The sequence below is a fragment of the Vitreoscilla massiliensis genome (assembly GCF_001457815.1).
Classification (GTDB): domain Bacteria; phylum Pseudomonadota; class Gammaproteobacteria; order Burkholderiales; family Neisseriaceae; genus Vitreoscilla; species Vitreoscilla massiliensis.
The window spans coordinates 139,524-162,057 of the sequence record NZ_LN898221.1 but is presented as its reverse complement, the minus strand read 5'-3'; the positions used below and the strand labels follow the sequence as shown (position 1 = coordinate 162,057).

Genomic DNA, 22,534 nt, shown 5'->3' with positions numbered 1-22,534 from the left:
CTTTATCCTTGCAGTCTCTTCTTTGCCTCTCAACCCATGGACTTTGAGAGGCATTTTTTTCACGGCGATGTCGTTTTTTGATATGAATGCGTCGATAATAGACGGTAATGAAACGCCAATGTCGGTCATTTTACGCCTAATAAAAATACTAAAATAATGAAAATACATAAAAATACTGAGAAATAGAGGACGTATGAGCAAATTGCATCCACAACGACACAAACCCCAAAAAATCGGCTTTATTTTATTGCGTGGTTTTACCATGATTACCTTTGCCAGCGCCGTCGATGTGCTGCGCATGAGCAATTACCTCAGCCAAAAAGAGCTGTATTCTTGGCACATCTACCAAGAAAACGACGACATTTGCGCCAGCAATGGCCTGCGTTTGGAACACACTTGCGATGCCGCTGGTTTGTTTGAGTGCGACATGGTGTTTGTCTGCGGTGGCATAGACGTGCAATCGGCGACCACGCCAAGCATCAAAACCTTGCTGCAACAGCTAGACCAGCAAAACATCATCTTGGGCGGCATGTGCAATGGTTCAGTGGCTTTGGCGGTGAGCAAATTGCTCGATGGTTACCGCAGCGCTGTGCATTGGGAGAGTTTGCCCGCAGCGAAAGAGGCGTTTACGCAGGTGAAGTTTGGCGAGCAATTGTATGCGCTAGACCGCAATCGCTATACCTGCTCGGGCGGCACGACGTCTATGGACATGATGTTGCACCTGATTCGTTTGCAACACGGCAAGGCTTTGGCCACGGCGGTGTCGCAACAATTTGTGATGGAGCGCATTCGCGACGATTCCACCACCCAATACAAGCCACACACCGAACACATCGGCCCCGGTTACGATTATGTGCACACCGCCATCGAATTGATGCAGGCCAATTTGGATGAGGTATTGGCGATGCAAGAAATCGCCGATTTGATTCCGCTGTCGCTGCGGCAAATGGAGCGCTTGTTTAAGCGCTACTGTCAGATGTCGCCGGCGCAATACTATTTGCGTTTGCGTTTGCAGCGGGCGAAAGAATTGTTGGCGCAAACCAGCATGAGCATCATGCAGGTGACGGTGGCTTGCGGTTTTTCCACCTCGTCGCATTTTTCCAAGGCTTACCGCAGCTATTACGGCTATTCGCCACGCGAACAGCGCAAACCATCTGACCCGGCGTTTCAATTCAAAATCGCCGGCTCCGGAGGCGTCTTCAATGCTTTAAGCCGATAATCCACCATTTATAGGCCGCTTTGTTTGCAAATACCATCAATTGATGCAAACAAAGCGCCTGCACATTCACAGCCTAGGCAAATTGGACTATCATAAGCCCATTTTTCGCTGACGGGTTCGCACCACATGCAACACATCCACATCATCGGCATCGCCGGTACTTTCATGGGCGGGATTGCCGCCATCGCCAAAGAAGCAGGTTACAAAGTCACTGGCTGTGATGCCAAAATCTACCCACCGATGAGCACCCAATTGGAAGCATTGGGCATAGACGTGATTGAGGGGTTTGAGCCTGAACAATTGGACCAATTTCCAGCCGATGTGTATGTGATAGGCAATGTGGCCAAACGCGGCATGCCCGTTATCGAAGCCATCTTAAACCGCGGCTTGCCGTACATTTCTGGCCCGCAGTGGTTGGCCGAGAATGTGTTGCACAAACTGTGGGTGTTGGCTGTGGCCGGTACGCATGGCAAAACCACCACCTCTTCGATGTTGGCGTGGATATTGGAAGACGCGGGCTTGGCACCGGGCTTTTTAATTGGCGGCGTGCCTGAGAATTTTTCGGTATCGGCGCGTTTGCCACAGATTTCCCAACAAGACGGCTTCAAAACCCCACAAGGCATACAGCAAGCCAGTTTCAGCGAGCGCAGCCCATTTTTTGTGATAGAAGCCGACGAATACGACACTGCTTTCTTTGATAAACGTTCCAAATTCGTGCATTACCGCCCACGCACAGCGGTATTGAACAATTTGGAATACGACCATGCCGACATTTTCCCTGATTTGGCGGCGATTGAGCGCCAATTCCACCATTTGGTGCGCACCGTGCCGGGTGAGGGCTTGGTGGTGAGCAATGCCACTCAGCCCGCCTTAGACAGCGTGTTGGAACAAGGCGTGTGGACGCCGGTAGAAGTGTTTGGCGCGGCGCCAGGTTGGCAAGTGGCCAATGTCACTGCCGAAGGCGTGTTTGATGTGGTGTTGGCAGGCGAAACCGTCGGCCATGTGGATTGGGCCTTGATGGGCGAACACAACCGCATGAATGCCTTGGCCGCCATCGCTGCGGCGCGCCATGTCGGTGTATCAATTGAAGCGGCGTGTTCAGCCTTGTCGCGCTTTGCCAATGTCAAACGCCGCATGGAAGTCAAAGGCGTGGCCGCCGGTGTGACCGTGTACGACGACTTTGCCCACCACCCAACCGCAATTACCACCACTGTGGCCGGTTTGCGCGGCAAAGTGGGCACAGCGCGCATTTTGGCGGTGTTGGAGCCGCGTTCCAATACCATGAAATTGGGCACGATGAAAGCCGCCTTGCCTGAGAGTTTGCAAGATGCGGATGCGGTGTTTTGCTACAGCGGCGGCGTCAATTGGGACGTGGCCGAGGCGATGCAACCATTGGGCGCTAAGGTTCAAGTGGAAAGCGATTTGGCAGTATTGGTGCAAGACATCGTTGCTGCCGCACAAGCGGGCGACCATATTTTGGTGATGAGCAATGGCGGTTTTGGTGGCATACACCAATTGTTGCTCGATGCCTTGAATCAGCAAGCCCATTAATTCAGAAAGCGAGGGTTTATGCCGCATTTGATTTTGTCTGTGAGCCAAGACTTGGCTGAACACAAACATGGCTTATTACAGGCCGCTCATCAAGCGATGTTGGACAGCGTGTTGACCACCAACCAAGACATCAAATCGCGCGCGCTGGTGTGTGAAGATGTGATTGTGGGCGAACACAGTGCCGAGGCGTTTGTGCACGTGGATGTGCGTTTGCTGCGCAAGCCTGAGCGCACCAATGAAGCGCAAAAAATCTTGGCCGATGCTATTACCGCAGCGCTGAACAGCGCCTTGCCCAAGCAAAATATGCCTGTGCAACTGTCTTGCGACATGGTGTTGATGAATGCGGAAACGTACAGCAAAATCCGTTTAGAAGCCTAAACACTGTTGATTGCAGATTAATAAGCGGCCTGTAAACTGTGTTACAGGCCGCTTTTAATATTAAAGTCATGCTCATAGTGACTTTATTCAATCGCTTGGAGGCATCGTTACCGAACTAAGCTGAACGCAAACCATGTTTTAAAACCTAAGCTGCACCTTCCAAACATATACAAGCGGCCTGTAAACGATTTACAGGCCGCTTATTATGTATCAGTGGCTTATATTTAAGCCTGTGCCAACCAATGGTATAAGGCCACCAGTGTTTTGCCATCGTGGATATGATTGTTGGCCAAAGCTGCTTGCACTTGCTCGCGGCTCATGGTCACCAATTCGACAAATTCGTCTTCATCGGCAGCGACGGTGCTGTTTTTGACGATGCCATCGGCGACATACAAATACATTTTCTCATCGCAAAAGCCGGCGGCGGTGTAGAAGGTGTGGATTAAGCGCATGGATTGGGCGGTGTAGGGCGTTTCTTCGGCCAATTCGCGGTAAGCACAGTGCACAGGGTCTTCGCCGACGATGTCCAATTTGCCGGCGGGAATTTCCAATAATTCGGTGCCGCAAGCATAGCGGTATTGGCGCACCAAAATCACCTCATTGGCTTCGGTCACTGCCAACACGGCCACGGCACCAGGATGGCGCACCACTTCACGGGTCGCGGTTTTGCCATTGGGTAAGGTCACGCTGTCGACGCTGACTTTGATGATGTGACCATCAAAAATGGCCTGACTGCTTAACGGACTTTCAATAAGTGACATAAGGGTATCCAATAGGAAAAAGCACAACAGGAAAGTAAACATTGTAATTCATTATGGCCGCCAAACCCATATGACACACCAGACTGAAGGGCTTAATCCGGCGCTTTGGGCATTAACCAACCATAATAATGCTGCAACATCAGGAGCCAAATCAGCACATTGACGATTATCGCTTTGCCAATTTGATAGCCCATGTCGGGGCTGTGCAGCGCATAGGCGATGATTGCCATAAATGTCACGCCAAAGGCGTACAACACCATCAAACCTTTGACAAATGGCAGCATCATCAAGAAATACACGATGTAACAGCCGCCGCGGTAAATACTTTTTAACCATGACATGTGCGACTCCTTGGTAAATGGGCTGAACAGACACCCATAAACTGCAGCCAGCATGACGCATGCCTATTGGTAGCCGCGTACGACTTCCGACAAATGGCCTGCTGCGATTAAGGCCTCATCCCACTCGGGTAAGGTCGCATGTTGGCTGATTAAGAAGTCCAATAGGCTTCTGATTTTGTTGATGTTTTTGGAGTTGGCCGGAAAAACCGCGCGCAAGCCATAATGGGACAAGGGAAAATCGTTCAAAATCGTCACCAATTGCTGTTGCAGTATCGCTTCATGCACGACGATGGTCGGCAAACACACCACACCACCGTGGCTGAGGGCGAAATCACGCAATAAATGGATGGAAGATGACAAGACTTTGACATTGAGGTTCACATCTTGAAACACGCCATCGATCAAGAATTGCAGCTTATTGCGACTGGGATAACCAGAATAAAACCCCAAAGTGTATTGGTTTAATTGGCTGGGATGGGTAATGCGGCCGTGTTGTTGCAAATACTCAGGTGTAGCGCAGACGACGCGGTTGATGTGAAACAGCTTGCGTTCTATCAGTGATTCACCTGTCGGCGGAAACATTTGAAACACCACATCGAAACCGGCCGAAATTGGGTCGATGATTTTGTCGTTGACGACGATGTCCATGTCGATGTCGGGATAGGTCGCGAGAAACGAGGTCAGGTGTTTGCCGAAATAATCAATCGCAAACCCCGGCGCCATGTGGATGCGCAAACGTCCTTGCAAGGTATTTTTGGAATTGGCCATTTGGTCGGTCAGGTTTTCAATTTGGCCTATCAATTCGGCACATTCTTTGTAATACGTTAAACCGGTTTCGGACAAACGCACTGAGCGTGTGCTGCGAAAAAACAATGGTGCATCGACGAATTTTTCCAATTGCTGGATGCGCAAGGTAATGACCGAGCGGGTTACGCCCAATTGCTCCGCTGCCTTGATGAAGCTGCCACTTTCGGCCACGCGCACAAACGCTTCCAAACACTGTAATTTGTCCATCAGCCCATCCTCAGAATTCGGTTTGTTGCTACCTTAGCCGTGATTGTTCGCAATAGCAAACCAAGCAAGGCTGTGCTGTGTCATTTCACAGCGGTCAAAACAGGTTTACAGGCCGCATACACTCTTGGGATAAGCTGCTGAAACCTGGTTTATTCATCCGGCCTGTAGAGACATCAGTTGATACGGTAAAGCGCTGGTAAATCGTGCAACGCACAAAGCAGTTGCTGCAATAGCACAATGGCAATATACCGCACTTGCATCAGAATTTACATTCCTTAACGTGATGGGTAAGTGCCCATTTTTAGTGCAATTTCTTTAGTTTTAAATTTCACTGTTAGTGTGTGAATATTTTTGCGGTTGATGCGTTTACTTGATGTATGGCTCTTGCAAGTCATTGTTCATCTATCAAAATCAATAATCAAAAAATATCATTAATATCAAACATTTCATGGTGTACATTGTTCGATTTTCACGAACAGTATTGTCGATGTTCGTTGCATTGTCATTTGTAAGTGCTGCTAGTAATTTGCAGCCATCGCACTAAGGCAACCAAGGAAATAACATGAATGCATATCACACCAATTTCGCCAGCTTGGATAACTTTGAAAAAGGCAGCATCCAAATGATACAAGGTAAGGCTTCTCATTATGTTTTTTCAAATATTTTTGAAGTCGCCAAAAACGCCAAACCTTACGATAAAACTGTCGTCGGCATTAACCAAAAATACGTGATTGAGTCGGTTCGCGCCGAAGGCACTTCGGTTTGGTATACCTGCTCACACGATGAATTCTTGATTTCCATGGACGGTGAAGTGCGAGTGGAATTCTTAAAATTGCCGCAAGCCGTGGATGCCAGTATTGAAGGCACGCAATTGGCAGGTGAGCAACCGAATGGCAAGCCGATGGGCTATGTGGTGTTACAACAAGGCCACCAAACCATCTTGCCGGCAGGCACCGCATACCGCATCAACAGCGCCAAACCAGCCACTGTGTTGTTGCACACCATCAAAGGACCACTGTCGATTGAGAAGTGGGCAGACATTTGCTTGAAATAATTCAAATTGGAGAACGGTTATGAGCGCAACACAAAAATCATTTGCCAGCGAGTTGGTAGAAGTCTTGGGTCAAGATGCCATTTCAGGTTACACCACGTTTAAATTGGGCGGTTTCAGATTCGATCGCGACGAGTATTTTGCCAAAATCACTTGGCAAGCCAAAGGCCAAGAGCACTCGCATTTGATGTCTGTTGATGCCTTCTTGCGAGCAGTCATGCGTGATGTGGCTTGGGGCTTTTTCTACGGTTGGGTGAATTTTGACCATGTCATCGGCACCCAAAACCACTATGGCAGCGTTGATATGTATGCAGGCACGTTCAATGGTGTCTTGAAAGCCGCAGGTGTGGATTATGTGGAAAATTTTGACACGCCGGTCATCATGGCCACATTCAAAGCCATTTTGCACGATTGGGTGAATGAAGGGTTTGATCCATTTGCCGCTCCCGAAGAAACCGGCAGTGCCTTTGGTCGCAAACACGGCTTCAATGCCGAAGCGATAGATCGCTACCGCATCGCGACCAAACGCATGCCGGGTATGCCAGATGATTCGCCACTGCGTGAAGATTTGCCGGTCAACCGCCAATTCTTGGATGTGCCGCAAGACGAGCCTTTGGTGCACTGCGAACCTGAATTTGAAGGCCAATTAAGCGCATTCAATTTGTTTAAATACATGTCGCGCTCAGATGTGACTTGGAATCCTTCGGTAACGTCGGTGTGCAAGGCCAGCTTGTTCTGTCCAACCACAGAAGAATACATCTTGCCCATTTGCCACGGCAACGACCGTGTAGAGTGGTTTATGCAAATTTCGGACGAAATCACATGGGACATCGCCGACAAAAATGATGGCAGCCCGTTTGCCCGCATCATCATGAAAGCCGGTGACATTTGCGCCATGCCCGCCAATATCCGCCACCAAGGTTATTCGACCAAACGTTCGATGTTGTTGGTTTGGGAAAATGCGACCCCGAATTTACCGGAAAAATACGAGTCGGGCGAGTTGCCACCATACCCTGTGAGTTTTTAGTTCCGCGATAGTGATGCACCACCAAACTGCTACGCCTAACATACATAAAGGTTGACACCATGAATGCCAAGAACACCATCATCTCAGAACAAGACATTTTGCCCAAATTAAACACACAATTGTTCATCAATGGCGAATTTGTACCTGCGCTCAAAGGCGGTACCATTGATGTATTGAACCCCACCAATGGCACGTTGATTACCCAAATTGCGGCCGCAGAAGCCGAAGATGTTGACCGCGCTGTGGTGGCAGCTTTAAAAGCATTTGAAGTGTGGTCTGAATATCCGGCAGCGGAGAGAGGGCGCTTGTTGCTGAAATTGGCGGATTTGATTGAAGAACATGCTGAAGAGTTGGCGCAAATTGAATCTTTGGATACGGGGCACCCGATTAAAGACTCGCGGCGCTTGGATGTGCCTCGCACAGCGGCCTGTTTTCGCTATTTTGGTGGCATGGCCGATAAAATCGAGGGCACGATTGTTCCGGTCGAAAAAGGCTTTTTGAACTATGTGACGCGTGAACCCATCGGTGTGGTTGGACAAATCGTGCCGTGGAATTTCCCCTTGATGTTCACCAGTTGGAAGTTGGGTCCGGCTTTGGCCGCAGGCAATGTGGTGGTGATGAAACCTTCTGAAATCACCCCTTTATCCACCTTGAAAATTGCCGAATTGATTAAAAAAGCCGGTTTTCCGGATGGGGTGGTGAACATCGTGACTGGTTATGGTCAAACGGCAGGTCAGCGTTTGGCTGAGCATCCTGACATCGGCAAAATTTCGTTCACAGGCTCTACCCAAACAGGTCGCAATATCGTCAATTCATCGGCCGGTAATTTGAAGCGGGTGCAATTGGAGTTGGGCGGTAAGGGTGCCAATATCGTGTTTGAAGACGCTGATATTGATGCGGCGGTGAATGGAGCAGCTTGGGCCATCTTCCACAACCAAGGCCAAGCATGTATTGCCGGTTCACGTTTGATTTTGAATGAAAAAATCGCCGATGAATTTTTAGAAAAATTCATCAAGCTGGCGGCCAGCATCCGCTTGGGCAATCCATTGGATCCAGATACCGAAATGGGCCCACTGACTTCAGATTTACACCGTGACAAAGTCTTGTCTTATGCTCAAATCGCCAAAGAGCAGGGTGGTAAAATACTGTTGGGTGGCAAAGCGCCCGATGATGCGGCCTTACAAAATGGCTATTATGTGTTGCCAACCATCGTCGAGGCCAAACCCAGCGATCGCGTGGCCCAAGAAGAAGTTTTTGGCCCATTTGTGACTGTATTGCGCTTTAAAGACGATGCCGAGGCTTTAGAAATTGCCAATGGGACTGAATATGGCTTGGGCAGCGGCTTGTGGACCAATAATTTGCAACGTGCACACTCGTTTGCCAAAAAAATCAAAGCTGGTATGTGCTGGATTAACAGCTACAAAAGGGTCAATCCAGGCAGCCCATTTGGCGGTGTAGGCAAATCGGGTTATGGCCGTGAAATGGGTTTTGAAGCCATCCATGATTACACCGAAGTCAAATCGGTTTGGGTGAATGTAGACGCACAAATTCCGCCACATTTTCACAGAGGTGAATGAATCATGATCAGCAATTTTCATTACAAAGCCTTGCCCATCAATGTGTATTTCGCCGAAGGGGCATCCAAACAAGTGAAATCCATCTTGGCGGACGAAGGATACCGTAAGGTATTGATTTTAACCACGCCCGAGCAAGAGAAAAGCGGCCTGAAAATGGTCGAGCAATTGGGAGAGTTGTCGGCAGGCGTGTACCCACATGCGGTCATGCATGTTCCTGTAGAGGTTGCTGACAAGGCGGTGGCATACGCTTTAGACCACGATATTGATTGTTGTTTGGCCTTGGGTGGCGGTTCTACCATTGGTTTGGCCAAAGCCATCGCCTTGAAAACTGGCTTACCCATTGCCGCCATTCCCACCACCTATGCGGGCAGTGAAATGACCACGGTATACGGTTTGACAGAAAACCATGTCAAAACCACCGGGAAAGATTTAAAAGTCTTGCCTAAAGTGGTGATTTACGATCCTGAGTTGACGCTGACTTTGCCAGCAGAAATCTCAGCCAGTTCAGGCATGAATGCCATGGCACATGCGGTGGAAGCTTTGTATGCCGAGGACAAAAACCCCATCATCAGCATGATGGCGCTGGAAGCGATTAAATCACTGTATCAGGCTTTACCGCAAATTGTGGCACAACCGCAAGATTTGGCTGCCCGCAAACAAGCGATGTATGGGGCATGGCTGGCTGGAATTTGTTTGGGCTCAGTGGGCATGGCCATACACCACAAGTTGTGCCATACCTTGGGTGGTACTTTTAATCTTCCGCATGCTCAAGCTCATGCCATTACCTTGGCTTATTCGGCTTTTTACAACCAAAACACCGACATTCCAACCATGGATTTGCTGGCACAAACGTTGGGCGGACAAAGTCATGAACAAGTGGGTGAATTGATTTATGCATTGAATCAAAAATTGGGCATTCCTATGGCTTTAAAAGACATTGGCTTACCCGAAGATGGTCCGGCAGAGGTGGCACGCATTACCTGTGCTAAACCTTATTACAATCCAAGGCCGTACGATGAGCAAGAGTTGACCCGATTACTGACTTTGGCATATCAAGGTCTGCCACCAGCTTGATTTGGAGGAATAAACCATGCGGCCTGTAACCGAGAGTGTACTGAAAAGCTTGGATCAAATTGATTCTGAACGCAGCAAATATGTGTTACAAACCTTGATTAAAACCTTGCACCAATACATAGATGAAGTCCAACTCACGCAAACGGAATGGGAAACCGCCATTGATTTTCTCACCCGTACAGGCCACATGTGCCAAGGCCCAAGACAAGAGTTTATTTTGCTTTCTGATGTATTGGGCATTTCCATGTTGGTGGATGAAATCAATCACAGCCAAAATGAGCAACAAACCCCCAGCACCGTATTTGGCCCGTTTTTTGTGGCAGGCATGCCAACCCGTATGTATGGCGAGAACATTGTAGAAGAGGGAGGCGACGATTTAATGCCTCTATTGGTACAAGGAAACATACTGGATCATGATGGTAAACCTATCGTTGGCGCGGAAATTGAAGTTTGGCAAACGGCTGACAATGGCATGTATTCTGGCCAAGACAGCGCCCAACCACCAGCAAATTTGCGCGGTAAGTTTTTTAGCAATGAACAAGGGGCGTATGCATTCAAGTCTATTTTGCCCATCAGCTACCAAATTCCCTCAGATGGGACAGTAGGCGAGCTGTTGAATTATGCCAAACGTCATTTTTGGCGCCCAGCTCACATCCATTTTATGATACAAGCACCTGGATACCAACGTTTGGTCACCCATTTGTTTATCCAAGGAGACGAACATTTGAATGGTGATGCGGTGTTTGGGGTAAAAGAGCGTTTAATCGTGGCCTACGAAACCAAGCTTGCAGATGCAAATTGGACCGATTTTTTTGAAATCAAACAGCCATTTCATCTGATTCAATATTCATTTGTATTGACGAAAGAGGGCTGATATGGAGAAAAATACAGCAGCAGATGCAGTCATTCTGTGTGAAACCATTGAATTTAATGAAAAACAAGCGATTAAAGTGGCCCATCCACACAAAGAAATCAGTGTGGTCATCATTCAAAAAGATCAACGCTATTACGCCTATGAAAATGTTTGCCCCCATTTTTCAGTGCAATTGGATTACAAAGAGGGGCAATTCTCGCTGTATCAAAACCAAGTCATCATGTGCGCCCACCATTCGGCCTTATTTGATATTGAAACCGGCGTGTGTATCGATGGGCCATGCAAAGGAAAGCAACTTCAAGTCATTGAAATTGAACACAAAAATGCGAAAATTTTCTTGGCTTCTACACCTTAATCATCAGCACCCATGCTTAAAACCGATGCTAGCGTATCGGTGTCGGCTGCTGTGCCAATAATTTAAGCCCCGAATGGTTGCGTTTTAATACCGACAATAAACGGTTATTTAACTGTTTTTCTTCATTATTGACCAAAATATGTGCTTTTAAGTTGGCAAATACCAGCACGCATTCTGTAAAGATTTCCACATGAGAAATCTCATAATCGATGCTCAAATAACGATAATAACCACTGACCAATTTGTGGTAATAACCCTCTAAAGTATCGACATTGCCGCTGTTATGCACATAAATGAGATTTTTATCACACATACTCGTAAATAAGTCATAATCCTGCATAATCAAAGCTTGAAAACGTTGCTGTTCAAAATCTTCAATCATCTTGGTATCCATCTCAAAGTCCTTAGAGCAGTTATGGGTGGCATGGCTTGAAATGATTATGTGGATTTGTGTTTCATTTGGCAATCTAATCTAGTTCGCATAATATCTTGTTATGTAACGTTATCCATGCTAGTAGCGCAAATACTACAAAAATACAGCCCCATTTCAATGTCATATAAATAATATGCACCCTGCATTTTTATAGCCCCTGTCTTCATTTTATTGCTGCAATTCCCCAGTTTCTTCGCCTCCGGCGGCATTCGCCATGTGGCAAGGGGTGCAGATAGAAAACCATCTGCACCCCTTACCCGAGCTTATTTATTGGCACGCCATCAAGGGGTATTCATAAAGACGCAAGCGCCTTTACAAAGCTTCCCCTTGACGGGATTGTCAGTTTCTCAAAGTTTATGGTTCATAGAATCACTGTCTGAAATTAATTTTTTGATATTTTCAACATCAGGTAAATTTGTAACTTGCCAGCGAATAATCTGCACACCCGCAGAATCTAAAGCCTTATCCTTCTTGGCATCCGCAATTTTGCGATTTTCATCATTATGTGTCGAATCATCCAATTCAATTGCACTAATGATTTTAAAATCTTTACTACACACCAAAAAATCAACACTCATTCGGTTTATCCTATTAAACCACTGGCCGAAATTATTTCCTTTTTTAACACCTAAAAATCTTGATAATCCAACTTGTGGTAAAACAACAAAATCTGGCAACGCCTCAATCAATCTAAAATACATAACTTGTTCAGGTCTTGATAATGGGCGTTTTGAATAAAATGGCCATGGTGCTTTATCAGTTGAAAAATCCTTTTTATTCTTAAGAGTAGCTACAAAAATTAAAAATAGAATTGCTACCAGAACAAACAGTGCAAATATTATTAGTATAAATTTAATCATTTACTGAGCATCAAGTTTTATAGACGGCCTCATTGCATCATGATTTGTACTGTCTGACAACGATAATATGCTGTTTGATTGACCTTGTTTGCTGTCTTGCTGCTTTGGCTGTGCTTGCTCAACTTTGACAGGCTCACGATACGGATTGAATAAACCGTTCTTTTGCCACCTAAAACAATCCTTTTGAGGAATATTTAATTCAGTGCCTTGCTCACTATACGCAGTGCATTTGCCTCTTGAAACCTTATAACCAACTGGATATTCAAAACTTTTAACTTGTCTGACATTGTTGTAAAGCGGCTTAGACCATGGTTGCTCTGGAATGCTTGGAACGTAATCTTCAGGCTTCAAATTCTGAGAAGTATCGTTATTTGAACCCCTCGATGCATTGGACAATGATGATTGAGTACCATTATTTGCACCTATGGCATTACTGGCCATAGCTTTATCAAGCTCTGTAACTGTAGAGACATCAGAAGCTTGTGCAACATTAGCGCCGCCGAAGTTGGTCAAACTACCAAAATTCATTGCAATGTAGCTAAAGCCAATAACCATCATGATGATAATTGCAGGAAACACATAGAGTATTTTTTGCGTTTTCTTCTTGAATTTCACGTGTGTTGATGCGCTTTTGTAATGCGACCAGACTTCTTTGTCTATGGTGTAAAAATCCATCATACCCTCACTTTGAAGGGCTGAGCGGGTAAGCGTATTTTGCACATCATAGAAAGTGTATGCTTTACTTCCAACCTTTGAACGAACTATGTGTATGTGCTTACCAACACGATCACGAACAAATTTGTCTATTGTGCTGGGATGTTGAGTAAGTAGTATCAAAGTAACGCCGTGATGTCGAAGTTTTGCGAGTGACTCAACATATTCAGGTGTTTTTGCTGTAGCAGAGCGAACTGGATAAATGCGGTGAGCTTCGTCTACTATCAAAACAGGCGCCATAATGTCAGGGTCATCAGGAGTAGGGGTAGGCACAACAGTTTCAATAGCGCCAGCTTTTATCTCATCGTCTGATATATCTTGTGTGCCGAAATAGTCATGATCAATGTCGTCGATGTCGTTAACGAAGATAGGGCGAGGCATGTCTTCAAATACATCATTGCCTTTATCATCAATACCCATGAGCATAGGATATTTAAATAAGCCGTCTGTGTTTTTGCGTATCCAAGACAGAACCATTGCAGTTTTACCCGTTCCTGGGGAGCCTGTTATCAAGTAAATCATGTCGAGGCTTTTCCACTGATTTTGATTTTAGAAGCAGATTGCATGGTGAGCTTAAACGCATAAGCTGAAAGAATGATGTTGATTGCATCACCACCACCAGCTAAAAAGAACAACTGCAATGTAGCTGAAGGAAGATTATTCATCATTGTTTGCAATTCACCAATAAGCGAACTTAAAACAGTATTCATGCCCGCATAAGTCACGATTGAAAAACCAAGCGCAGCAAGCAATTCAACACCAAAGCGCTTTAAAGCGGCTACAATAAGAGCAAGTAAACGCGTCATGATTGGTTTCTCCCCATTACAATCTGAGCAGCAAGAAGCCAAGCAGCAGCCCAAACGGCATATTTTAGATAATTGGCAAACTGGCAAGCAGGAGTAAAACTAAATTCTGCTGTTTGAGTTACACCAAACATGGAAACGCTGAAAGTCGAGCCTTGAGGGCAAGCACCTGAAGAACTTGTTATGTAATTTTTGACTTGTAAATTAAGGTTTTCTGTAACTTGTGGAATTTCAATTTTAGATTCATCTACTTGTTCAACTTCTACACAAGATAGTGCGTTTGGATTGGCTTTACAGAAGTCAATCATGTCATTTAAATCCTTGAATTCAGGAACTGTAATAGGAGGTACAACAACTTGTGGTTTAGTACCCGTTTGCTCATTAGGTTTAGCGACCTCAGCCTCACCAGTATTAGTCAAATCAGGACGTGCCGTAGTTGTAACCGTAACAGTATTTGAAATTGCACTTTGACCTAAAGTAGCCTTGTCGAACCAAGAATTATTTGTTGAAGATGGCACACCAATACCAGAATTTGTGCCACCTATAACCACTTGATCTTGCTCTGCTTTACCAGTTATAGGATTTGTGTAAGGTGGACCGGTAACACTAACCCCACCGCTAATACTGCCTGCAGTCAATTGAACATCGTTAATTTTTTTACCATCACTAGGTTCGTTAATGCATTCGCTTGGAAATTTTGCACAGACTTCATCAAAGTATTTAAGCAAGTCCCTATCTTGAACCAGTCTTTCTTCAGTTAATTTTGAAGGTAAAGTAGACCATGAAAACGCATAACCGTCATAGCCGGTCTGAGGTGAAGGACGTTTGTAATAACAATTCACATTGACATTAACATTACAATATTCAAGCGTTGAACCATTAGAGTTAACAGGTTTTAATTTAGACTGAACAACAGCAATGAGTTTTTCGTGACTGACATATTCATCACGAGTGGCGTAAATCGTATTAGTTGTCACTACTTGCTGTGTTGAGGGATTGACTACTTTTGAAACATACATATATTCAACTGTTTGCTTACAATCACCTGATTCACAATTAACACTATCAGCAACTCCAAGAGAAATAAAATAACTACCGATTACAGTAGCAGCAAATTTTGGAAAGTTATTTTTTATAAATCCTTTAAAAGCTCCAAATGATGCAGTTCTTACGATTTGCCCACCAACTGCCGCAGCCGCATATCTTTGCCAAAAAACTTTTTGATAGTCACCACGATTTTGATAATGAAATGGATGCTTAATATAATTTGCATACATAAAACCATCTGATTTTTTGTTTACTAATACTTGTTCATACCAATCTGACGTGTACTTTGTTTTTAAATCCATTTTGATACTAATTTGACTTGTGAACTTTTGACCATCATATGTCCAAGCCCTGTTATCAAATGCATACTCGTCAATGTTGAAATACAGATTACCTTGTTCAGCATACACATAATTGCCGCCGCCAAAGCCGAGGTAATTGACAGCATTTGCTTGAAAAGAAATAAACAGTAGAAGAATGCTTATCAAATATTTCATCATCAGAGCCTTGAGAAAAATATCCAAGCGAAGCCAAGGACAGATATAAAACCAGCTAGGAAATAAGGGTCTTGGAAAGTCATCACATGGCCCTTTTCATTGCAATAAAACCGTAAGCTGCTGCAAAGAACAAACCGATATACAGGCCGAATTGTGCACCTTGTATGAAGTTTGCAGCCTGTGAACATTCAGGAAAAACAGACGTTAAGACTTGGCTTTCAAAAACATACTGCCCGTTTATATAGTCCAACTGCTTAACGCCGTTTTCTGTGATTACAGGGGCTACCTTGCTATACAGCATGGCTTCTGCCTGCTCCTTGGTAGATACACACACACCATCAACAAAGTAGCCCATATCACACCTTAACTGCGGAAGATGATTGCTTTAACAACACCCCAGCCTTTGATAGCTGCAGGAATCATCATAAAAGCAGAACCAATCACACCAACAGCACCCAAAATAACAGCAGCAGCGGCTACAACAGCAGTGGTATCCAAAGTAAAAGCATCAGCAGCCATAGCAGCAGGCGCAGAAACAGTCAAAGCAGTTGCAACGGCAGTTGAGATGCCAGCTTTTTTAGTTACGTTTTTCATAAGACGTTCTCCAAAATTTGCAAACAAAATAGGGTGTTTGCTTCCCGTAAAACTACCAATTCAAATCCCCTTCATCACCAAAATCCAAATCAAAACTTTCTTCATCACCAAAATTCAAATCAAAGCTTTCAAGCTCATTACCATCAGCATCAACCTGATGAGAACCCACAATATTTCCATCCTCATCATGTTCAAATTCAAGAGCAAAGTCATTCATGGCTGAGTATTCCCAGCCTTTGTCTGTTAACTCTTCAATTTCACCGTCTTGTGTTTCTCTGAACGATTCATTGCGATAAACATTGCCATCAATGTCAATTTCACCTGTTGAATCATCAATATCCCAATAATCTGACATAGCAAACCTCAATACTTGGGGCAGATTCGGCAAGGTTTAAAACCGCCCCAAGTTTTAAAGCTTGGTTTGTGGGGGCTGCGAAAGTGCCAAAGCCACGCCCCCAAATGGCTTAATCTGTTTGTTTACCGTGTAGACCTAGCATGGTGTAACCAACGTTAAACTGGTCTTTTGAGTATGCAGAAACATTGATATGAACTTCTTTGCCTACCAAGCCCTTAAAAATGTCGGCATTGCCTGTGAACGACAAATCGTGTTGCATGAACTTGATTTGGCCGTCTTTTTGGCGTGTTTGGTCTTGAACCTGTAACACTTTTTTAGCTGGAATGACTTCGCCTGTTTGACGGTTGACGGTTTCAGGTTTATCGATGATGTTGAGTAAAGTGCATTGCAGAATTAACATTTTTAGCTCCAATCGGATTAGAAAGTGGTTTTGTAAAGTCAAAGTAAGTGTCGTGTGTGTCTTGTACGGTCAGTATGTTTTCAGGGTGTAAGCGTTGGTATTCTTCGTCTGTCATCCAATACGGTTTGTCGTTGCTGCGTACTAAATCAATTTTGTAAATTCGGGTCATGTCCTCAATCGACTGCGGTAAACGGCCAAATTCATGGAAATACGTCATTTCAGTGCTGTCTGTTAAACCATCTTTAAGCAAGCGTTTGGGCATCTTGCATTTATCATTGAACAGGCTGTCAAAGGCTTGTTCTTTGGTCAGTCCGAGTTCTTCAGTAAGCAGCTTCAGAGCAGGGGAAACTTGCATCTTGGCGTACTTGGTTACATGCAAAATGCCCAAATCCTTTTTTTTTTGCTTGACCGCTGGTTTGTCGGTTTTCAAGTTGTAATTGCTGAAAATGTCGTTTATGGCATCGTAAGCACCGACAAAGAACGGGCTAGGGTTTATAAGCATTTCATGCGGTAAGGTGAGCTTGTGGTTGCGCATGCGCAGTTCAAGACGTACCCAAGGGCTATTGGGGTCGCCGAGTTGTTTGCCTTTTTCGTATGCCATCAAACGCTTGTCGGACTTCGCAGAACCGATGTACAGGGTGCGACCTGTTTTGGTGTCGTTAAGCCAATCGGTGCCGAACTGTTCGGCCACTGGGTTTCGGGCTGATTTAATGTTTTTGAATTTGCCGTCTTTCCAGTCTTGAAAACACTGGTCGATGCTGTACTCACCATTTAAGAAGTCGTGAGACAGGTCAATGCGGGTAATCTTGGCTTCAGGGGCATGGGTCTGAAAAAAATCATACAGGCGTTCTTCCCAACCATCTGCAGCCATTGTTAGCCCCAAGCCAGTAAGGTTGATGTAAACCGTGTTTTTGTTGCCCCAAAAGGCGGCACGGCCATATTCGGCGTTGGCTTGACCCATCAAGAAACTGATTTGATAGCCGTGCAAGCCGTTGCACTTGGCGACCAAACCGAAACCGAAGATGCTGTATAAAAATGCGCTGATGTTGTTGGCAATCACTTCGGGTTCGGGCATTTCGGTATCGGGGATAAAAACGTCCTCAGACAGGGTAAAGGTGAGGGTGTCTATAAAGGCGATGCCATCCAAGCCGCGTTTAAAGAGTTTTTGCTTTTGTTTTTCGCCGTGGTTTTGCAAACCAATGGCATAAAAAACAGCTTCTGATGTTCCCCCCGTGTTACATAACGGGGGGCTATCGCCCGCAGCGACGGCGCTCTGGTCGCTTGCGCGACCTATACCGCCGAACGCGGCAAATTTATCCGATTGGTTTAATGGGTCGACGAACTCCAGCACAGGGGCTTTTTTGTCTGTATTTAGTGGTTTAGATTTGCGTGCTTTGGGGTCAAGCATGTAAAGCTGTTTTGGAGAAAGAATCATAATTTCACCTCATTTTTTGTAAATTTATCTGTTACAAAAGTGAAGATGCTATTGAAAACACAGGCTATAAAATTTACCCACCACAAGAAGCAATAAACTGTGTAACGAATCATGATTTCACCTCATTGTAAAAAGGCACTCTAATAGCATGCGAACATTGAAGGCCACGAAGAGCGATTTGCTTGTAATCTGTAGATTCTTCAATTTCAAAGAAAAAACCAAATTCACGATGGAAGAATAAAAAATAAGAATCTTGTACTGAGCAAAGAGTGATACAAGGAAATTCACGCTGTTTCATGCCAAAGCTCCCACCAGTTGAAAATCCAAACCATTGTCAGCAGCGAATTGCTTGCATTTAACCAAGCTGGTGAACATGCGTACTGGCGTGCGTTTTTCAGCTACTAAGACGCAAATGAACTTAAAACCCGATTTCGATATTTCGATGTAAGCAGTGTGCTTGTCATGAGCAGGAAGTGGCTTGTGCATGGCTTGGCGTCCTTTCGCTAGACGTTTACAGAGTACAATGTGAACTTGTGCAAATAATATTTATAAGTTCTGTAAAAATACAGGCTTGACAGTGCCAAAAATGCTGTGACAATAAGCAGTTAATGCTAATAATTGGGGATGACATGCAAACGCAAGAACAATGGATGAACCTGTACAAACAGGAATTGAATATCACATCAGACAGAAAATTATCGTTTCACTGGAATACGACGACTGCTGAAATTCGACAGCTTAAAACTGGGAAGCGTAAATTATCGGTAGCGCGTAAATTGATGATAGCTAAGGCTTTAGACCTAGACCCAGTGCAGATATTTGTTTCTTGTGAGTTCTACAAAGCGCGTGAAGATGAAAAAGAGTTTTTGAAGACTGAGTATTTTAAGTCAGTGATTAAGACTTACAATGTACGAGTGCCAGTTGGGTTTTACAAGAAACGTCGGTTTAGTGGAGATTAGCATATTATTTCACGAACCTCATTAGTTCGCATAATATATATTATGTTAAATTATATACATCAAATACTGTTACAAATGCAGTCACATACCCAAAATCCTGCAATTAGGCTTAATTTTTCACCTTTTTCTGTGTAGTCGCCATGCTAATAGATACTTACCATAAAAGCTTTCATGCGTTTGAAATAACTGAGCAGTTGATATTGCTTTACCCACACCTAAATCAATCTGGTGCCATTACAAAGCCTATAACGATAAACAATGAAATCGATACTATGGTGATTGCGTCTGCTCCAATCAGCATATTCCTCATCTTATCGCCTTCCTAATATGGCGAATATTAAAAAACATCGGTCTGGCAAGCCATACATGGGCTTCGAGGTAAACTGAAATCCAAGTGCATTGCAGTAAAACCTCTACAAATCAGTCATTTCGATGCATACATGCAATGTGTATTTATGTTAAATTCATACCTATATTGTGCATAAAGTGCCAAGCTAACCTGCACAAATATGCCAATACCCATGCGGATGACGCAACACCAATCTGCACATCGGTTAAAATAAGTTAAAACACCACACACAGGAAGTAAATGAACAAGTTTGCACCGGTATTGCTGCTTGAAGACGATGTATTCATGCAGATGAGAATCAAACGTTTGTTATTGGAGTTGGGCCTGCAAGCGTCGGAGATTAAGTTGGCGTCCACTCTCGCCCAAGTGCATTCGGACATTGATTTTGTCGACATCAATATGGCTTTGATTGATTTGGGTTTGCCTGACGGCAGCGGCTTGAGCGTGGTTGCTGCTTTAAGCGAGGCGCGGCCTGAAATCCCGATTATGGTGATTTCCGCTTTCAGCAGCGCCGATATGGTGTTGCAAGCCTTACAGGCCGGTGCCAATGGCTATTTGTTAAAAGAACGCGACGATTTGGAATTGTTGGTGGCGCTGCGCAGCGTGATGCGTGGTGGCTCGCCCATAGATCCAGCCATCGCCCGCTTTGTGTTGGCACAATTGCCCAGCGCGGCTACCCATCACTCTCACGTCGCTAATGCCAATGAGCACAGCCGCGAGGAAGACAACGAAGACGATGACACCGTGGCCTTGACCGCGCGCGAACACTTGATATTGGACTTGGTTTCTACCGGTTTGAGCAACCAAGAAATCGCCGATGAAATCTATTTGTCGCGTTTTACCGTAGAAACTCACATCCGCAAAGTCTACCGCAAGCTGGCGGTCAACAGCCGCATCAAGGCGGTGCACAAAGCCCGCGATTTGGGTTTGTTATGAGGTATTGTTGGCAGATATGGGTTTGCTTATGCTGTCTGTGCTGGCTGCCGTTGGCACAGGCCAATACCTGTGAGGCCAACATCGTACAAGTATCGGCGGCCTTGTCCGCGGCCGAACTGCCCACTGAAGTAACACAATGGCAAAACATCAATTTGCCCGACAATTGGAGCCAGCGCTGGCCACAACACTCAGGCGTGGCCTGGTACCGCATCAGCTGGCAAGCGCCCTGTGCTGCTCCCAATATCAGTATGGCGCTGTATGTCGACGCCATCAGCATGGCCGGCGCCATTTATGCCGAGCAGCAATTGCTGTGGCGCGATGCCCATTTGCAAGAGCCGCTGTCGCGCAGTTGGAACCGCCCGCGCATGTTGACCTTGCCACCATCCACACCAAACCAAGCCATACAACACCTGTATGTGCGTGTCAGCGGCGATGCCTTGAATTCACCAGGTATGGGCGCGCTGCGCATTGCCGATGTCGACACCATCTCCGCTTTACAGCAAAACAAACAATGGCAACACCGCACCTTGTTTTTGATTAACGCGATCTTGTCGGCCAGTCTGGGGCTGTTTTGCGCCTGCATTTGGCTGTTGCGCCGCCAAGAGACGGCACTGGGCTGGTATGTGTTGGCATCGCTGGCATGGTTGGCGTTTTTGTACAATTTGCTTGCCACCGAAACTGCGCCGTTTCCCAATGCCAAGGTGTTTATGCAAGTGCACATCTCGGCGTTTGTGCTGTACACGCTGTGTTTTTGCACCTTTACATGGCGGTTTATCCAACATGAGGCGCCGCGTTTGCAACTGGGTTTGTGTGGCTACTGCGTATTGGCTTTACTGGGCATTTGGGCCTCACCTGCGCATTTACAGGCCGCTGTCTTGGCCTGCTTCTTCTTTGGCTGTGTGTTGATTTTGAGTGTTAACAGCGTGTTGGTTACAGTTTGGGGTTGGCGCAGCCGCGAACTGGCTTCGCGTTTGTTGGCGCTGACCATGTTGGCGTGCATTGCTTTGGGTTTGCTGTCTTTGCTGGCCTATCTGCGCGTCTTCACCTTGCCATCGAATTTGGTTGCCTACACTTCATTATTGTTAACCGTGTTTATGGCGCTGATTTTGGCAATGCGGCTGACCCAAAGCCTGCAGCGCATCGAGGCATTTCACCATGAACTGGGCAATAAAATTCGCGAAACCGAGTTAAACCTCACCGCCAGCTTGGCCGAGCAACACACGGCGGCGGTGAAACAAATGCAAACACAAGAGCGCACCCACCTCGCCCATGATTTACACGATGGTTTGGGCGGCGCCCTCATCCGCTCGATTATGGTGTTGGAACAAGCGGATGAACCGGTCGATAATGCCAAAAACCTGTCCATACTCAAGCTGCTACGCAGCGATTTGCGCCAAATCATCGACCAATTCTCGGCGGAAGCGGCCAATATTCCGGCTACGCCAGTGGTGTGGTTGGCGCCGCTGCGCCACCGCTATGTGCAATTGTGCGAGAGCATGGACATGAGCGTGAGCTGGGAGGTGGCAAAGGCTTGGCACACACCGCCGCAAGCGGCCCATTGCCTGACTTTGTACCGTGTCATAGAAGAAGCGCTGACCAATGTCATCAAACACAGCGCAGCGCGGCAGGTGAACGTGCGTTTTTACTGCGATGTTCAGTGCTTATACCTGCTGATAGAAGACGATGGCGTTGGTTTTGATGTTGCTGCCAGCCAACAATCGGGCATCAGCATAGGCATGAACAGCATGCGCACACGCGTGAGCCGTTTAAATGGCCAATTGACGCTGCACTCCGAAGCAGGCTGCACGCGCTTGGAAGTGAGCGTGCCTTTGACTCTAGACAAGCATTAAGCGGATTATATCGGCTTAGCAATCCTTTACAGGCTGCTGAGGTGCGGCCTGTAAACTGATTATGTTATGCAGACCAAGGA

27 protein-coding genes are annotated in these 22,534 nt (G+C 45.8%); 12 read left to right on the top strand and 15 right to left on the bottom strand.

What is annotated here, in order from left to right:
* The first annotated feature begins 193 nt into the window (after positions 1 to 193).
* The 3 genes from BN3003_RS12335 to BN3003_RS12325 all read left to right on the top strand — a co-directional run bounded on the left by BN3003_RS12335 (position 194) and on the right by BN3003_RS12325 (position 3,148).
* A complete protein-coding gene (locus BN3003_RS12335; RefSeq protein ID WP_058356974.1) occupies positions 194 to 1,219 on the top strand; it encodes a GlxA family transcriptional regulator in 1,026 nt (341 codons plus the stop codon).
* A gap of 126 nt (positions 1,220 to 1,345) precedes the next feature.
* Complete coding sequence (mpl, locus tag BN3003_RS12330; RefSeq protein WP_058356973.1) at positions 1,346 to 2,770, top strand: UDP-N-acetylmuramate:L-alanyl-gamma-D-glutamyl-meso-diaminopimelate ligase; 1,425 nt, start codon at positions 1,346 to 1,348, stop codon at positions 2,768 to 2,770.
* 18 nt (positions 2,771 to 2,788) lie between these two features.
* On the top strand, positions 2,789 to 3,148 hold the full coding sequence (locus BN3003_RS12325) for a 5-carboxymethyl-2-hydroxymuconate Delta-isomerase (protein WP_058356972.1): 360 nt from the start codon (positions 2,789 to 2,791) through the stop codon (positions 3,146 to 3,148).
* Positions 3,149 to 3,372: 224 nt separating this feature from the next.
* On the opposite strand, the gene BN3003_RS12320 is transcribed toward BN3003_RS12325, so the two are convergent.
* The 3 genes from BN3003_RS12320 to BN3003_RS12310 form a co-directional block, all read right to left on the bottom strand.
* Complete coding sequence (locus tag BN3003_RS12320) at positions 3,373 to 3,909, bottom strand: NUDIX hydrolase (protein ID WP_058356971.1); 537 nt, start codon at positions 3,907 to 3,909, stop codon at positions 3,373 to 3,375.
* Between the two features lie 92 nt (positions 3,910 to 4,001).
* A complete protein-coding gene (locus tag BN3003_RS12315; RefSeq protein WP_058356970.1) occupies positions 4,002 to 4,250 on the bottom strand; it encodes a hypothetical protein in 249 nt (82 codons plus the stop codon).
* A 63-nt stretch (positions 4,251 to 4,313) separates the two neighbouring features.
* The gene (locus BN3003_RS12310; protein ID WP_058356969.1) at positions 4,314 to 5,264 is read right to left on the bottom strand and encodes a LysR family transcriptional regulator; all 951 of its coding nucleotides are present in this window, start codon (positions 5,262 to 5,264) and stop codon (positions 4,314 to 4,316) included.
* A 562-nt stretch (positions 5,265 to 5,826) separates the two neighbouring features.
* On the opposite strand from BN3003_RS12310, the gene BN3003_RS12305 reads away from it, so the two are divergent.
* Genes BN3003_RS12305 through BN3003_RS12280 form a run of 6 tightly spaced genes read left to right on the top strand, consistent with a single transcriptional unit; the run spans position 5,827 to position 11,222 of the window.
* On the top strand, positions 5,827 to 6,318 hold the full coding sequence (locus tag BN3003_RS12305) for a cupin domain-containing protein (RefSeq protein ID WP_058356968.1): 492 nt from the start codon (positions 5,827 to 5,829) through the stop codon (positions 6,316 to 6,318).
* 19 nt (positions 6,319 to 6,337) lie between these two features.
* On the top strand, positions 6,338 to 7,342 hold the full coding sequence (locus BN3003_RS12300; RefSeq protein WP_058356967.1) for a hypothetical protein: 1,005 nt from the start codon (positions 6,338 to 6,340) through the stop codon (positions 7,340 to 7,342).
* A 59-nt stretch (positions 7,343 to 7,401) separates the two neighbouring features.
* Entirely contained in the window at positions 7,402 to 8,919 is a 1,518-nt protein-coding gene (locus BN3003_RS12295) for an aldehyde dehydrogenase family protein (protein ID WP_058356966.1), read from the top strand.
* A 3-nt stretch (positions 8,920 to 8,922) separates the two neighbouring features.
* Complete coding sequence (locus tag BN3003_RS12290; protein WP_058356965.1) at positions 8,923 to 9,993, top strand: maleylacetate reductase; 1,071 nt, start codon at positions 8,923 to 8,925, stop codon at positions 9,991 to 9,993.
* Between the two features lie 16 nt (positions 9,994 to 10,009).
* A complete protein-coding gene (locus tag BN3003_RS12285; protein WP_058356964.1) occupies positions 10,010 to 10,867 on the top strand; it encodes a dioxygenase family protein in 858 nt (285 codons plus the stop codon).
* A 1-nt stretch (position 10,868) separates the two neighbouring features.
* Positions 10,869 to 11,222: a Rieske (2Fe-2S) protein gene (locus BN3003_RS12280; RefSeq protein WP_058356963.1), complete on the top strand. Its 354-nt coding sequence runs from the start codon at positions 10,869 to 10,871 to the stop codon at positions 11,220 to 11,222.
* Positions 11,223 to 11,250: 28 nt separating this feature from the next.
* Here BN3003_RS12280 and BN3003_RS12275 read toward each other — a convergent pair whose 3' ends face one another.
* The 12 genes from BN3003_RS12275 to BN3003_RS12225 form a co-directional block, all read right to left on the bottom strand.
* Entirely contained in the window at positions 11,251 to 11,616 is a 366-nt protein-coding gene (locus BN3003_RS12275) for a nuclear transport factor 2 family protein (RefSeq protein ID WP_058356962.1), read from the bottom strand.
* A gap of 386 nt (positions 11,617 to 12,002) precedes the next feature.
* Positions 12,003 to 12,515: a DUF2726 domain-containing protein gene (locus tag BN3003_RS12270; protein ID WP_058356961.1), complete on the bottom strand. Its 513-nt coding sequence runs from the start codon at positions 12,513 to 12,515 to the stop codon at positions 12,003 to 12,005.
* On the bottom strand, positions 12,516 to 13,751 hold the full coding sequence (locus BN3003_RS12265; protein ID WP_058356960.1) for a zonular occludens toxin domain-containing protein: 1,236 nt from the start codon (positions 13,749 to 13,751) through the stop codon (positions 12,516 to 12,518). It lies immediately after the preceding gene.
* Positions 13,748 to 14,035, bottom strand: a complete 288-nt coding sequence (locus BN3003_RS12260; RefSeq protein ID WP_058356959.1) for a DUF2523 domain-containing protein — start codon at positions 14,033 to 14,035, stop codon at positions 13,748 to 13,750. Before BN3003_RS12260 ends, BN3003_RS12265 begins: the two co-directional genes overlap by 4 nt.
* Entirely contained in the window at positions 14,032 to 15,579 is a 1,548-nt protein-coding gene (locus BN3003_RS12255; protein ID WP_082625658.1) for an IgG-binding virulence factor TspB family protein, read from the bottom strand. Before BN3003_RS12255 ends, BN3003_RS12260 begins: the two co-directional genes overlap by 4 nt.
* Positions 15,580 to 15,658: 79 nt before the next feature.
* Entirely contained in the window at positions 15,659 to 15,931 is a 273-nt protein-coding gene (locus BN3003_RS12250; RefSeq protein WP_058356957.1) for a hypothetical protein, read from the bottom strand.
* 8 nt (positions 15,932 to 15,939) lie between these two features.
* The gene (locus BN3003_RS12245; RefSeq protein ID WP_058356956.1) at positions 15,940 to 16,170 is read right to left on the bottom strand and encodes a hypothetical protein; all 231 of its coding nucleotides are present in this window, start codon (positions 16,168 to 16,170) and stop codon (positions 15,940 to 15,942) included.
* A gap of 52 nt (positions 16,171 to 16,222) precedes the next feature.
* Complete coding sequence (locus tag BN3003_RS12240) at positions 16,223 to 16,525, bottom strand: hypothetical protein (RefSeq protein ID WP_058356955.1); 303 nt, start codon at positions 16,523 to 16,525, stop codon at positions 16,223 to 16,225.
* 109 nt (positions 16,526 to 16,634) lie between these two features.
* On the bottom strand, positions 16,635 to 16,925 hold the full coding sequence (locus BN3003_RS12235) for a hypothetical protein (RefSeq protein WP_058356954.1): 291 nt from the start codon (positions 16,923 to 16,925) through the stop codon (positions 16,635 to 16,637).
* Positions 16,885 to 18,360, bottom strand: coding sequence for a replication initiation factor domain-containing protein (locus BN3003_RS12230; protein WP_082625657.1), 1,476 nt, complete (start codon positions 18,358 to 18,360; stop codon positions 16,885 to 16,887). The genes BN3003_RS12235 and BN3003_RS12230 overlap by 41 nt, the downstream gene beginning before the upstream one ends.
* Before the next feature lie 109 nt (positions 18,361 to 18,469).
* On the bottom strand, positions 18,470 to 18,658 hold the full coding sequence (locus BN3003_RS18875; protein ID WP_147645432.1) for a hypothetical protein: 189 nt from the start codon (positions 18,656 to 18,658) through the stop codon (positions 18,470 to 18,472).
* Entirely contained in the window at positions 18,655 to 18,846 is a 192-nt protein-coding gene (locus BN3003_RS12225; RefSeq protein WP_058356952.1) for a hypothetical protein, read from the bottom strand. Before BN3003_RS12225 ends, BN3003_RS18875 begins: the two co-directional genes overlap by 4 nt.
* 143 nt (positions 18,847 to 18,989) lie before the next feature.
* Here BN3003_RS12225 and BN3003_RS12220 point away from each other — a divergent pair, with 143 nt between their 5' ends.
* From BN3003_RS12220 to BN3003_RS12210, 3 genes are all read left to right on the top strand, one after another.
* Complete coding sequence (locus BN3003_RS12220; RefSeq protein WP_147645431.1) at positions 18,990 to 19,319, top strand: hypothetical protein; 330 nt, start codon at positions 18,990 to 18,992, stop codon at positions 19,317 to 19,319.
* A 589-nt stretch (positions 19,320 to 19,908) separates the two neighbouring features.
* Positions 19,909 to 20,604: a response regulator transcription factor gene (locus BN3003_RS12215; RefSeq protein WP_058356950.1), complete on the top strand. Its 696-nt coding sequence runs from the start codon at positions 19,909 to 19,911 to the stop codon at positions 20,602 to 20,604.
* A 50-nt stretch (positions 20,605 to 20,654) separates the two neighbouring features.
* The gene (locus tag BN3003_RS12210; RefSeq protein WP_058356949.1) at positions 20,655 to 22,454 is read left to right on the top strand and encodes a sensor histidine kinase; all 1,800 of its coding nucleotides are present in this window, start codon (positions 20,655 to 20,657) and stop codon (positions 22,452 to 22,454) included.
* Positions 22,455 to 22,534 lie beyond the last annotated feature (80 nt).